The 13,055-nt window shown below is 63.5% G+C and carries 11 protein-coding genes; 4 read left to right on the forward strand and 7 right to left on the reverse strand.

Annotation, left to right across the window (positions count from 1 at the left end):
- Window positions 1–29: 29 nt before the first annotated feature.
- The 7 genes from HJB84_RS20215 to ubiE all read right to left on the reverse strand — a co-directional run bounded on the left by HJB84_RS20215 (window position 30) and on the right by ubiE (window position 8,198).
- Window positions 30–359, reverse strand: coding sequence for a TfoX/Sxy family protein (locus tag HJB84_RS20215; RefSeq protein WP_207582620.1), 330 nt, complete (start codon window positions 357–359; stop codon window positions 30–32).
- 3 nt (window positions 360–362) lie between these two features.
- On the reverse strand, window positions 363–1,460 hold the full coding sequence (locus HJB84_RS20220) for a DUF917 domain-containing protein (RefSeq protein WP_221116711.1): 1,098 nt from the start codon (window positions 1,458–1,460) through the stop codon (window positions 363–365).
- The gene (locus HJB84_RS20225; protein WP_221116712.1) at window positions 1,441–2,721 is read right to left on the reverse strand and encodes a Zn-dependent hydrolase; all 1,281 of its coding nucleotides are present in this window, start codon (window positions 2,719–2,721) and stop codon (window positions 1,441–1,443) included. The genes HJB84_RS20220 and HJB84_RS20225 overlap by 20 nt, the downstream gene beginning before the upstream one ends.
- Complete coding sequence (locus HJB84_RS20230; protein ID WP_221116713.1) at window positions 2,718–4,097, reverse strand: dihydroorotase family protein; 1,380 nt, start codon at window positions 4,095–4,097, stop codon at window positions 2,718–2,720. The genes HJB84_RS20225 and HJB84_RS20230 overlap by 4 nt, the downstream gene beginning before the upstream one ends.
- A gap of 23 nt (window positions 4,098–4,120) precedes the next feature.
- Window positions 4,121–5,707 carry an aromatic amino acid lyase gene (locus HJB84_RS20235; protein WP_164006256.1) on the reverse strand — a complete coding sequence of 529 codons (1,587 nt, stop codon included), beginning with the start codon at window positions 5,705–5,707 and terminating at the stop codon, window positions 4,121–4,123.
- A gap of 91 nt (window positions 5,708–5,798) precedes the next feature.
- Window positions 5,799–7,373: a 2-polyprenylphenol 6-hydroxylase gene (gene ubiB / locus HJB84_RS20240; protein ID WP_221116714.1), complete on the reverse strand. Its 1,575-nt coding sequence runs from the start codon at window positions 7,371–7,373 to the stop codon at window positions 5,799–5,801.
- A 48-nt stretch (window positions 7,374–7,421) separates the two neighbouring features.
- Window positions 7,422–8,198 carry a bifunctional demethylmenaquinone methyltransferase/2-methoxy-6-polyprenyl-1,4-benzoquinol methylase UbiE gene (gene ubiE / locus HJB84_RS20245; protein WP_207582626.1) on the reverse strand — a complete coding sequence of 259 codons (777 nt, stop codon included), beginning with the start codon at window positions 8,196–8,198 and terminating at the stop codon, window positions 7,422–7,424.
- Window positions 8,199–8,347: 149 nt separating this feature from the next.
- On the opposite strand from ubiE, the gene mutM reads away from it, so the two are divergent.
- From mutM to dnaA, 4 genes are all read left to right on the forward strand, one after another.
- Complete coding sequence (gene mutM / locus HJB84_RS20250) at window positions 8,348–9,253, forward strand: bifunctional DNA-formamidopyrimidine glycosylase/DNA-(apurinic or apyrimidinic site) lyase (RefSeq protein ID WP_221116715.1); 906 nt, start codon at window positions 8,348–8,350, stop codon at window positions 9,251–9,253.
- Window positions 9,254–9,275: 22 nt separating this feature from the next.
- Entirely contained in the window at window positions 9,276–10,049 is a 774-nt protein-coding gene (locus tag HJB84_RS20255) for an enoyl-CoA hydratase (RefSeq protein WP_207582628.1), read from the forward strand.
- 191 nt (window positions 10,050–10,240) lie between these two features.
- Window positions 10,241–10,519, forward strand: coding sequence for a 30S ribosomal protein S20 (gene rpsT / locus HJB84_RS20260; protein ID WP_003570835.1), 279 nt, complete (start codon window positions 10,241–10,243; stop codon window positions 10,517–10,519).
- Between the two features lie 857 nt (window positions 10,520–11,376).
- Window positions 11,377–12,927 (forward strand): chromosomal replication initiator protein DnaA, encoded by a 1,551-nt coding sequence (gene dnaA, locus HJB84_RS20265; protein WP_207584239.1) that lies wholly within the window; start codon window positions 11,377–11,379, stop codon window positions 12,925–12,927.
- Window positions 12,928–13,055: the final 128 nt, after the last annotated feature.

Raw genomic sequence — 13,055 nt, forward strand, 5'->3', positions numbered from 1 at the left:
CCTTCTTCCCAGGCGAGAAGGGAACGGCGTTATTTGCCCGGCAGCGATTCCACATAGGCGAGCGCCGCATCGAGCAAACGCCGTCTGAGCGCATCGTCGCCGTAGACCGCAGCCGTCGCCCGCACCCAGCCCTGCATCACACGCTCGCCCGAAAGCATCTGGATGACGCCCGGCAGCGCCAGCGCCCAGCCGTCATTGCCTCGGCCGAGACGGACCAGCATGCCGTCACTGCGCGCGCAGCAGAGAAGATTGCCGTTCAGCAGGAAGGCCCGGCCGCCGAACATCGATTTTTCGCTGAAGCCAGGCCGATCGCCGAGTTCCTCGCGCAGCAATTCTTCCAAGCCGGGATCGCGCGTCATGGTTCAGGCCTTCGTTTCCAGTGCATAACGGGCGATCTCGATCCCCATCGCCTTTTCGACGACGGGATAGACTGTGGGATCGAGCACGCTTGCCGACAGCGGTATGAGTTCCTTTGGCACATGCAGGATGAAGACATGCATGCCCTCCTTGAGCTGGCCGACGCTGAGCGGTTCGCCCTCGATTGACAGGGTGGTAATGACGGCGGGGAAGGTGGCAAGCCGCATGCCATCCGCATCGTCCACCGCCATATATTCATTCATCACATGCAGCCTCACCGATTTTTCGCCCGGACCGACGGTGATCGTGCCGATGTCGAAGGCTTCCTTGGTGTAGACGACGTCCTTGCGGGTGATGATGCCCTCGGCGAGGATATGCCCGCCCGTCGTCTTGCAGATGGCGTCGATGACATCAGATCCGCCCTTCCTCTCCGCCGCAATGATCGCCTCGCCGAGCGCAAGCGCCATCGAGATGCCGCCGAGTGCGGCATGGCTGCGCACATAGGAGGCTCTCAGCGGATTGCGGCAGCTGGCGATGAAGCCGCCGGATTGATCGGCGGCGGCGCGCAGCACCGGCGAGATCTTCGCGGTCGCGCCCTTGACCACCAGTTCGATATAGCGGTTCTCGGACCGATTGCCGCCGACGGCGGTCTGGATCATCGGCTCCGGTGAGCCGGCCATGCCGATCGAGCCCATGTCGCCTGTGGGGTGCGCACGGATATCGCCGACCGCGTCGACCACCTTGGTGCCGAGGATTGCCGACGGCAGCCAGCCGTTCAGCGTCGAGGATTTGCCGTTCTGGCCGATGATCAGCCCGGAGAGCCTTTCGCCCAGCGCCTCCTGCAGGAGCTGCACGGCCTTGACATAATCGATGCCCTGCATCTCCCAGGGCGTGGTCGAGGCCGGCGCGCCAATCGCCGCCGCCGTCGCGATCCAGTCCTCGTCCTGCAACTCGTCGATCGAGACCAGCTCCGGCTTGCCGATAGTGACGGCCGCCAGTCCGAGCATCCGCCCGTGATCGGCCCAGCCGCCGCCGCCGGCGGCATAGACGGAGCCGCCCTTGACGGCCGCTTCCACGTCCTTCTCAACCAGTATGCGTCCCATCCGGCTTCTCCTGGTTCGAATTTCTGTCCATCTCGCGCACCGCCTCGAACAGCACGGCGGCGCCGAGCGCGACGTCGTCATTGTCAGCCCATTCGTCGGGGCAATGGCTGCGGCCGTCCCGGCAGGGCACGAAGATCATCGCCGCTGGCGCCACCTTGGCGATCCAGGCCGTATCGTGCCCTGCGCCGGAGGCCATGCGGCGATGCTTGGCGCCGACGCGCTCGCAGGCGGCCTCCAGCGTCGACAGCAGCCCGGCATCACCCGGGGTCGGCAGATTGTCGGACACCCGGTTCGGCGCCTTGATCGTCACGCCATAGGCGTCCGCCAGCTTTTGGACATGGCCGTCGAGCCAGCGACAGAAGGCCTCCATGTCGGCGCGGATCTCCGCGCGGCCATCGATCAGCAGCACCACCTTCGACGGCACGACATTGGCCGCATTCGGCTCGATCCGGAACTCGCCGACCGTCGCCGCGAAGTGGCCTGGTGTTTTGGCAAGTTCGGCGGCGGCGTTGCGGATGTCGAGCACCAATTGCGAGGCCGCCACCAGTGCATCCGCCCGCCGGTCCATCGGCGTCGTGCCGGCATGGTCGGCCCGCCCCTCGACGGTGATCTCCAGGCGGGTGATGCCCGAGATCGCGGTGACGATGCCGATATCGGCTTTTTCGGCTTCGAGCACCGGCCCCTGTTCGATATGAAGCTCGAGAAAGCCTGCCAGATCGGGCCGCTTCTGCTGCGCCAGAACGTCTGGACTGCCGCCCACCTCGGCGATACCCTCGGCAAGCTCGCGCCCGTCGCTGACGCGCGAAAGCCAGGCTTCCGGCAATTGCCCGGTCATCCCCCGGCTGCCGATGCAGGATACGCCGAAGATGCTCACCTCCTCGGCAAGGAAATCGACGATCTCCAGATCGTGGTCGAGCTCAAGGCCCTGATCGTGCAGTGCCCGCGCCACCTCCAGTGCCGAGATCATCCCGGCAATGCCGTCGAAGCGGCCGCCATCCGGCACCGTGTCGGAATGCGAACCGACCATGATCGTGCCGAGCCAGGGTTTGCGGCCGGTGCGCCGGCCGATCAGATTGCCGGCGGCATCGATCCGCGTTTCCAGTCTTGCCGCCTTCATCCGCGCTTCGATATAGGCCCGGCCTTCGAGAAAGAGCGGCGTGAAGGCCCGCCGCGTCCACGGATGCCCCGGCTCGGTGATTGCGGCCAGCGCCTCGATATCTCCAGCGATCCGGCCGGCATCGACGGGAAGATTACGGCTCATGCACCGGCTCCCGCGATAACCTGGCGCGGCAGCGGCCTCACGAACCGTCCGGTGCGGGGCTCGGCGAGCACCTTCCCGCTCTCGGCGATCTTTTCGCCGCGCAGATATGTGGCCGCAACGGTCCAGGGCAGGCGGATCCCATTATAAGGGCTCCAGCCGACGACGTTGTTGCCGCTTGCGGCGGCGTCATAGACGCTCTCCCGCGGCTCCAGCACGACGATATCGGCATCCTTGCCGGGGGTCAGCGCCCCCTTGATATGGTCGAGCCGGAAATGCTTGGCCGGGTTTTCCGCCATCAGCTTGGCTGCCCAAGTGAGCGGAATGCCCCGTTCGACGGCGCCTTTGATGAAAAGCGGCACCATCACCTCGAGACCGGGAACACCGGAGGCATTGGCGAGCATGTCGGGATTGGTCTTGCGGTTCTCCGACCAGCTGACGTGATCGGTCGAAACCAGCCAGACATCGCCCTTCGCCACTTTCCGCCAGAGTTTTTCCACCTCGGCGCGCGGCCGTACCGGCGGATTGATCTTTGCCTTGCCGCCGAGGCGCTGCACGTCATTCTCTTCGTCGAGCGTCAGATAATGGATGCAGCATTCGACCGTCGCGGCAAAGCCGTCGCGGCGATAGGAACGCGCGATGTCGTAGCCGCGCCCGAGCGAGCAGTGCACCACATGCGCCGGGCAGCTGGTCGCAGCCCCCGTCTCGAAGATCGTGTGCATCGCCAGGAGTTCGGTAATCGCCGGCCGCGACAGGCCGTGCGCCCGCCAGTCGGTGATGCCGCTCGCCTTCACCTGCTCCATGTAGGTGCGTACCGCCTCGTCGTCCTCATTGTGCACGCCAGCCGTCAGCCCCGTCGGCGCGATTGCCGCAAAGCAGGCGTCGAGCAGAGCCGGCGGAATGCGCGGAAAACGCTTTGGGTCTGTGCCGAAGGTCGAGAATTTGAACGCCGCAACGCCTGCTTCGACCATCTCGGCAATCCGCGCGGCGCCTTCTTGCGGATCGACCGTGCCGTAAAGCGCGAAGTCGACGCGCGCCTGCGGGCTCGCATGGTCGATCTTCCGTTTCACCGCCGCTGCCGAGCAGACGAGGTCGCCCTCGTCATAAGGCATGTCGATGATGGCAGTCACGCCGCCGGCGGCTGCCGAGCGCGTCGACCAGATGAAATCCTCCTGGTCTTTCTGGGACAGCGAATGCACCTGCGCGTCGATCGCGCCGGGCAGGATCAGCGCTTTGCCGAGCAGATGCCGCTCGCGCGCCGCAGGCGGCACGCCGAGGCCGACCTCGGCAATGCGGCCGTCACGCACGGCGACATAACCCGCTTCGACAATGCGGTCCGGCAGCACCACTGTGCCCTGCAGAACGAGATCGAAGTCCATGACGCTTCCTCCCTAAGCTGAGATCAGAGTGCCGGTGCCTCGTGGCGGGCCAGCCGCTCCTCGATGCGCTCCAGCGAGCCGAGCGCGAAGAAATCGTCGAAGGATGCGATCGGAACTTGCTCGGTCAGCCTGGAGACGAAGTCGTCCGAGCCGAGTTCCTCTTCGATCGCCTCCACCTCGGCCGACAGCGGCCGGTCGACCGTATAGAAATCCGCATGTTTGCGCACCACTTCGTAGAGCATGGCGGCGACGCCCTTCGGTTCGTCGCCGAGAATGTCGATCGCCTGGGCAGACAGCAGCGCCTCGAGGGCTGCGAGACGCTTCAGCGCCCGCATCTGCCGGTCGAAGCGCTCGATGACCAGCGGCAGGAAGGCTGCCTCATCCTCCAGTCCGGCCGCCACCACCAGCGACTGTGCCGATACGGGATTGGACATCGACAGCACGCGCGAAAAAATCTCGCCGGCAAGCTTGATGATCGGCCCGAAACCGGTGGCGATCCGCCCCGGCGGCACGAGATTGACCGGCAGGTCGCGCCGCTGACCGTTGCCGAGAATGACACAGCGGTTGAAGGCATTGCGCGCCGCATGCGCCATGCAGAGTGCCGCCGATTCGAGCAGGATCGTCACATCGAGCGGCAGCGACCCGCCCGAGGTCATCACCCGGCCTTCGACGACGACCGGATTGTCGTCCGAGCGGCCGGTGGCGGCAAGGATCTTGTGGCCGGTCGACAGCAGGTTTTCGATCACCGCGCCGAACACCTGGGCGATCATCCGCAGGCTGAGCGGGTCCTGAACATGCGTTGCAACCGGCCAGTTCCAATCGTCGGAGGCGTTGCAGAGCCAGGCGCCGATCAGCGCCTCGCGCGCCGTGCCGACATGGCGGACCGCCTTCCAGGGATCGCGGGACGCGCCGAGCGCGCCGGCCGCCATCATCGCCGTCGCCAGCAGGATGCGGATCGAGGCGGCGGCATTGCGCGTCGTTTCCGCCGCCGCTGCAAAGCTCACCGCATTGATGCTGAGCGAGGCGAGGCTGTCGCGCGGCGCCATCCGCACCGGCTCCAGCCCGGCTGCCCGGAAAGCCTCTGCCGCCTGCATCCGGTTGCCGCGATAGACCGCTTCGCCGACGCCGGTCAGCACCGCGCCGATCTGTCCCATCAACCCGATATCCGCACAGCCGATCGAGCCGGTGCGGCGCACGACCGGGATGAGATCGGCCTCGAGCATCCTGATATAGGCCTGGATCAGCTCCGGCGTGCAGCCGACCTGGCCGGTCAGCGCCGTATTGACGCGGATCGCCATGGCATTGCGCACGACATTGCAGGAAAAGGGTGTGCCGGTGCCGAAATGATGGGCGCGCACCAGGCCGAGGTTGAAGGTATCGAGTTCGTCGGCCGACCACTCCACATCCTTCATGGCGCCGACGCCGGTCGTCGCGCCATAAACGGGCATGCCGGAGGCGATGGCCTCCTCGACGACCTCACGGGCGATTGCGATGCGGGCCATGCCGGTCGCCGACGCCGAAATCGTCGCCTTGCCGGCACCGATCGTCACCATCTCGGCAAAACCGAGCGGCCGTCCGGAAAGTTCGATGCCAGGGCGTTCGTGCTGCATGTGCCATATCTCCTAAACAGTGAGACTAAGCGGCCCTTCCGTCACATGGGATATCCTAAATGCCGAACACAGCATGTTTTTGACAGGCGGATCAGCTCACCATCCAGGCAATATAGAGAAGCGTCAATGCGATGACCCAAAGCGCGATCCTGGCCGAGCGGTTATGCCGCGCCTCGGCCTTGCCGATCGCCTCCGCTGTCTGCGCATCGAAGCGCAGCCCATGTTCGCTCATTAGCAGGAGCTGGTGGTGGAATTTTTCCGTTTTCGCTGCGATTTCGGGCACTGCTTCGGCGAGTTTGACCGCCGCCTTCAGTCCGTCCTTGATATCGGTGGCGATCCGTTTCGGGCCGAGATTGGTGCGGATCCAGTCGCCGACAACGGGCTCGGAGGCCTTCCACATGTTGAAGCGCGGGTTGAGCATGCGCGACACGCCTTCGACCACGACCATGGTCTTCTGCAGCATCACCAGCTCCGGCCGTGTCGCCATGTCGAACAGTTCGGTCACTTCGAAAAGCAGCGTCAGCAGCTTGCCCATCGAGATCGTCTCGGCCGGCTGTCCGTGGATCGGCTCGCCGATTGCTCGGATCGCCTGGGCAAAACTCTCGACATTGTGGTGTCCGGGCACATAACCCGCCTCGAAATGCACCTCGGCGACGCGGATATAATCGCGGGTGATGAAGCCGTAGAGGATTTCGGCGAGGAACCGCCGCTCCTTTTTACCGAGGCGTCCGACGATGCCCATGTCGACGGCGACGATCATGCCGCCCGCATCGACGAACAGATTGCCCGGATGCATGTCGGCATGAAAGAAACCGTCGCGCAGCGTGTGGCGCAGGAACGATTGGATCAGCGTATCGGCGAGCAGGTTGAGATCGTGGCCGGCCGCGCGCAGGCCCTCAACATCGGACATGCGCGTGCCGTCGATCCACTCCATGGTGATGACGTCGCGTCCGGTGCGCTCCCAGTCGACCTTCGGCACGCGGAAGCCCGGGTCCTTTTCGGTATTCTCGGCGATCTCGGAAAGGGCGGCCGCTTCCAGGCGAAGATCCATCTCCACCTTCGTCGTCTGCTCCAGCGTCTTCGTCACCTCGACCGGCCGCAGCCGCCGGCTGGAGGCCAGGAAACGCTCCTGCATACGGGCGACGAGATACATCGCCTCGATGTCATGGGCAAAACGCTGGCGCACGCCCGGCCGGACGATCTTGACGGCGACCTTCTTGCGGCCCTCTGATGTCTCGACCTCGGCCGGATGCACCTGGGCGATCGAGGCAGCGGCGATCGGCTCGCCGAAGCTCGCATAGAGTTCGCCGATCGGCCGCCCGAGCGAGCCTTCGATATTGGCCTTGGCGGCAGCCGAGGGAAAGAAGGCCATCCGGTCCTGAAGCTGCGACAGGTCGTTGGCGAATTCGACGCCGACGACATCCGGCCGCGTCGCCAGGAACTGGCCGATCTTCACATAGGAGGGACCGAGCCGTTCGACGGCCTGCGCCAACCGGTCGCTGCGCTTCTGATGCCGCGCCTTGCTGCGCTCGAAAATCGTGACGAAGGATTTGGCGAGTGCGACCGGCGGCGGCAGGCCTTCGGACGGAAGAGCCGACACGACGCCCTCACGCACGAGCACCCAGCCGACGCGCCAAAGGCGGAAATAGGCCCCGAATGTGCTCATGCTGCTATGCCCCGCCGGACGAGGTTCGTGTTTTCTTCCCTCATTCCCTCAAAGCTTCCAGCCGGAATGCAGCGCGGCAATGCCGCCGGTATAATTGGTGTAGTTGACGCGCGAAAAACCGGCCTGGCGGATCATTGCCGCGAAATTCTCCTGGTTCGGGAACTTGCGGATCGATTCCACCAGATATTGGTAGGGTTCGGCCTCGCCGGTGATCGCCTTGCCGAATTGCGGAATGGCATTGAACGACCAGGCGTCGTAGATCTTGTCGAGCAGCGGCATATCGACTTCGGAAAATTCCAGCACCAGCAGACGTCCGCCGCGCTTCAACACCCGATAGGCCTCCGACAGCGCCGCATCGATCCTCGGCACGTTGCGGATGCCGAAGGCGATCGTATAGGCGTCGAAGCTGCCAGCCTCGAAAGGCAGTTCCTCGGCATTCGCCTCGACGAAGGTGAGATTGCCGGAAAGCTTCTTCTTTTCCGCCCGCTCGGCGCCGACGCCGAGCATCGAGCCGTTGATGTCGAGCACGGTCGCATGCGCCTGCCGGCCCGAGGCCTCGACGATACGGAAGGCGATGTCGCCGGTGCCGCCGGCGACATCGAGCACCTTGTAACCCGGCTCCTTGCGCGGGTTCAGCGCCGAAATCATCGCATCTTTCCAGGCGCGGTGCATGCCCATCGACATGACGTCGTTCATGATGTCGTAGCGCTTGGCGACCTTGTGGAACACCTGGTTGACGAGGCCCTGCTTCTCGCCGTCAGACACCTCACGGAAGCCGTAGGAGGTCTCCATGCCGCCATCGGCGGAAGTGCGGCTTTCTGACATCAGGCTGCTCCATTCCTTAAGATTCGGGCGCGGCGGCCGTAGCGAAAGACCGCGCGCGACGTTATCACAGGGCCGCGCTCTCCGCAGCACACTGGCGCTATAGCGCACATCGTCCTCGGTTGAAACACGTTAGAGATAGATGGGTTAAGATGCCGGAATTGCCAGAAGTCGAAACGGTGAAACGCGGCCTGGCGCCGGCGATGGAGGGGGCTCGCATCGCCAGGCTGGAGCTGCGCCGCGGCGATCTGCGCTTCCCCTTTCCCGACGCTTTCGCCGACAGGGTATCCGGCCGCACCATCGTCAGCCTTGGCCGCCGCGCCAAATATTTGCTGGTCGACCTCGACGACGGCAACACGCTGATTTCCCATCTCGGCATGTCCGGCTCCTTTCGCGTCGAGGGGGGGCGCATCGAGGAGGGCGTCGGCTCCGGAATACCGGGTGAATTCCACCATGCCCGTTCGAAGGACGAGAAGCACGATCACGTCGTCTTTCATCTGGAAGGTCAAGGTGGTCCTCGCCGCGTCGTCTACAACGACCCGCGCCGTTTCGGCTTCATGGATATGATGGCGCGCGCCGATCTCGCCGCTCATCCCTTCTTCCGCGATCTCGGCCCGGAGCCGACGGGAAACGAGCTTGGGGCCGCATATCTCGCCGAACGCTTCCGGGACAAGGCGCAGCCATTGAAGAGTGCGCTCCTCGACCAGAAGAACATCGCCGGTCTCGGCAATATCTATGTCTGCGAGGCGCTGTGGCGCGCCCATCTTTCGCCGATCCGCGCCGCCGGCACGCTGGTGACGGCAGGCGGCCGGCCGAAAGAGCAGCTTGACCTGCTCGTCGCCTCGATCCGCGAGGTCATTGCCGATGCGATCGCAGCCGGCGGATCGTCGCTTCGCGATCATATCCAGACCGACGGATCGCTCGGCTATTTCCAGCATTCCTTCTCCGTCTATGATCGCGAAGGCCAGGCTTGCCGCACGCCCGGCTGCGGCGGTACGGTCGCCCGCATCGTCCAGGCGGGCCGCTCCACCTTCTATTGCGCCACCTGCCAGAAGTAAGATCCGGAACCGGGAGAACAGCATGGCCTACGAGACCCTGATCGTCGAAACCCGAGGCAATGTCGGCCTCGTCACGCTGAACCGACCCCAGGCGCTGAACGCGCTGAATTCCATCGTCCTCAAGGAATTGAGGGAGGCCTATGCCGCCTTCCATGCCGACGAGGCGGTCGGCGCGATCGTGCTCACCGGTTCCGAGCGCGCCTTTGCCGCCGGCGCCGATATCAAGGAGATGCAGCCGCTCGAGTTCGCCGATATCTATAAGAGTGATTTCATCAGCGGCTGGGATGACGTCGCCAAGGCGCGCAAGCCGGTGATCGCCGCCGTCAGTGGGTTTGCGCTCGGCGGCGGCTGCGAGCTCGCCATGATGTGCGATTTCATCATCGCCGCGGAGACGGCGAAGTTCGGCCAGCCGGAAATCACCCTCGGCGTCATTCCCGGCATGGGGGGCTCGCAGCGGCTGACGCGCGCCGTCGGCAAGGCGAAGGCGATGGATCTCATCCTGACCGGCCGGATGATGGATGCCGCCGAGGCCGAACGATCGGGACTCGTTTCGCGTGTGGTGGCGCCCGAGCGTCTCATCGACGAGGCGCTGGCGGCGGCCGAAAAGATCGCCTCGCTGTCGCGCCCCTCGGTCTTGATGGCCAAGGAGGCTGTCAACCGCGCATTCGAGACGACGCTGGAGGAGGGCTTGCGCTTCGAGCGCCGGCTGTTTCACAGTCTCTTTGCCACCGACGACCAGAAGGAAGGCATGGCGGCCTTCGTCGAGAAGCGCAAACCGGCTTTTACGCACCGTTGAGTGCTTTTAGGCGGTTCCAGCCGCAAAGCTTGAAAATCCGCGTTGACGTGGGCCGGCTTTAGAGTTATATGCCCGCCCACGGTTCGGAAAGCCGGTTTGGTTTTCCGCGATTGCTCCCGAATTGCTGGATTTTGTGGCCGCAGGGCCCGCGGTAATAGCGGAGTTTGTTCGAATTCTTGAGAGAGGCATCCATGGCCAATACAACTTCGGCGAAAAAAGCGACCCGCAAGATCGCCCGCCGTACCGACGTCAATAAGGCTCGTCGCTCGCGCGTTCGTACTTTCGTTCGCCAGGTCGAAGAGGCCATCGCATCCGGTGACGCCGCCAAGGCGAAGGAAGCTTTCCTGGCTGCTCAGCCCGAGCTTGCCCGCGCCGCCAGCAAGGGCGTGCTGCACGCCAACACGGCATCGCGCAAGGTCTCGCGCCTGGCCGCTCGTGTGAAGGCTCTTTCGGTCACTGCGACCGCGTAATCTTCCATTAACGGCTTCCTCGTTATGATTAGCCCGGTAATTTTACCGGGCTTTTTCGATTCAACCGATCAGCCCCTGTATGGTTAATCTCACGACTGTTTCGTGTCAGCGCCATGACAGGAAAAATTGTTCAAAAACAAAGACTTGCGCAAGGATGCTTTCACGCTGCGCGACTCTGCCCCAAGCTTCCGGGACCAGGGGGGAGTCAAGAAGATTATTATTTTTTTTCTTTCCCTGCGTGTCAAAATAGCCCGAACGGGGAATCTCCTTGATTCAAAAGCGATTCTTTTTTGACGCTGGTGTGACGCCCGAAAAGGGCAGGCGGAGTCAATGGCCGCTTGTTAATTTTGCGTAAAATTCATCGTTGATATTGCCTTTTGATCCTGCCTAAATGGCCTCCAACAAGGGGCGCGGACATCACCTGCAGAGGCTCGGTCTTAACTGCCACGTCGGCAGGGCGATAAGTGCGTGCCATTTGTTACGGAGCCTTGCGCTTCCGTTTTTTCAAGCACTCGACGGATTTGGGCCGTAACGTGGCTGTTACGGGCAGGGATGTTTTGTGCCTTCAGTGGCCACACGTTTAAGGCGAGGCCGCCGGGGAAGGTTAAAGTGATATTGCGTTCGGGCTGATCGGTCGAAAACGAGGATCGACCGCCAGCCTGGCACGGAAAGCCGATGAAGGTTGCCGCATGAATGCGGTTCCTGCAACGGAATTTTGTGCCGGTCCCTTCGGGGGCAGTGTTTGAGTGAACCGGCAGGTGAGCGGCTTCATGAGGATGCCGTCAGCCCGCCAAAGCGGGGAATGATCGGGCGGCTATTTTAGCGGAAGCCGCCCGGTGGAATTGAAAGGCGGCATTATGCAGATGAATACGATGACGACGGGCGGGCCCGACAATGGGGATGTGGCACCGCAGACGTTTGGCTCCATTCGCCTCGACGTGGGAGAAGCAAAGGCGGAAATGAAGCACAGCATCTTGTTTGAGCGCGTCAGCGCGCGCTTGAAGGCCCAGGTTGGTCCTGACGTCTATGCCAGCTGGTTCGCCAGGCTGAAGCTGCATTCGGTATCGAAGAGTGTGGTGCGCCTTTCGGTTCCCACCACCTTCCTGAAGTCGTGGATCAACAATCGTTATCTCGATCTCATCACCGGCCTGTTCCAGGCCGAGGATCCGGAAATTCTGAAGATCGAAGTCCTGGTGCGCACGGCAACGCGCAGCAGCACGAAGGCACTCGATGAGGCGGCCCAGCCCGAGCCGGTCGCTGCCCCCCAGGCGCGCCGTCCCGCAAGTGCCCAGCCGGCCGGCCAGGCCGTCCAACAGGCGGTTTCCTCCGTTGCTGCGGCAAGGCCCGCAAGCTTTGGTTCGCCGCTCTTCGGTTCGCCGCTCGACAGCCGCTTCACCTTCGACACCTTCGTCGAAGGCAGCTCGAACCGCGTCGCGCTTGCAGCGGCGAAGACGATCGCCGAAGCCGGTTCCGGCGCCGTGCGCTTCAACCCGCTCTTCATCCATTCGACGGTCGGCCTCGGCAAGACACACCTGTTGCAGGCAATTGCCAATGCGGCGGTGCAGAACCCGCGGGCTCTGCGCGTCGTTTATCTGACGGCCGAATATTTCATGTGGCGCTTCGCCACCGCGATCCGCGACAATGATGCGCTGACGCTGAAGGATTCGCTGCGCAACATCGATCTGCTGATCATCGACGACATGCAGTTCCTGCAGGGCAAGATGATCCAGCACGAATTCTGCCATCTCCTCAACATGCTGCTCGACAGCGCCAAGCAGGTGGTCGTCGCCGCCGACAGGGCGCCCTGGGAGCTGGAATCGCTCGACCCGCGTGTTCGCTCGCGCCTGCAGGGCGGTGTCGCGATCGAATTCGACGCGCCGGATTACGAGATGCGTCTCGAAATCCTCAAGCGTCGCCTGGCGGCCGCCCGGCTCGAAGATCCGTCGCTGGAAATTCCGGCCGAACTGCTCCAGCACGTCGCCCGCAACGTCACGGCCAGCGGCCGCGAACTCGAAGGCGCTTTCAATCAGCTGGTCTTCCGGCGCTCCTTCGAGCCGAACCTGTCGATCGAGCGCGTCGACGAGCTGCTCGCGCATCTCGTCGGCTCCGGCGAGCCCCGCCGTGTGCGCATCGAGGACATCCAGCGCATCGTCGCCAGGCACTACAACGTCTCGCGCCAGGAACTGGTCTCGAACCGCCGCACCCGCGTCATCGTCAAGCCGCGCCAGATCGCCATGTATCTGGCGAAGACGCTGACGCCGCGCTCCTTCCCCGAGATCGGCCGCCGTTTCGGCGGGCGCGATCACACGACCGTGCTGCATGCCGTGCGCAAGATCGAGGAGCTGATTTCGGGCGACAACAAGCTTTCGCACGAAGTCGAGCTGTTGAAGCGGTTGATTAACGAATAATCGCCCGATTTTCGCAAAGCTTTGGCGGCTGGAAGCGATTCCGGCCGTTTTCTTTTATGAGCTTTTTATTCTATACCTCCGGCCTCCCAGTGCCTGTCGCTCAAAACGGCGGCGGTATTGGAGGGACG

Source organism: Rhizobium sp. NZLR1b (assembly GCF_019685155.1).
Lineage (GTDB): Bacteria > Pseudomonadota > Alphaproteobacteria > Rhizobiales > Rhizobiaceae > Rhizobium.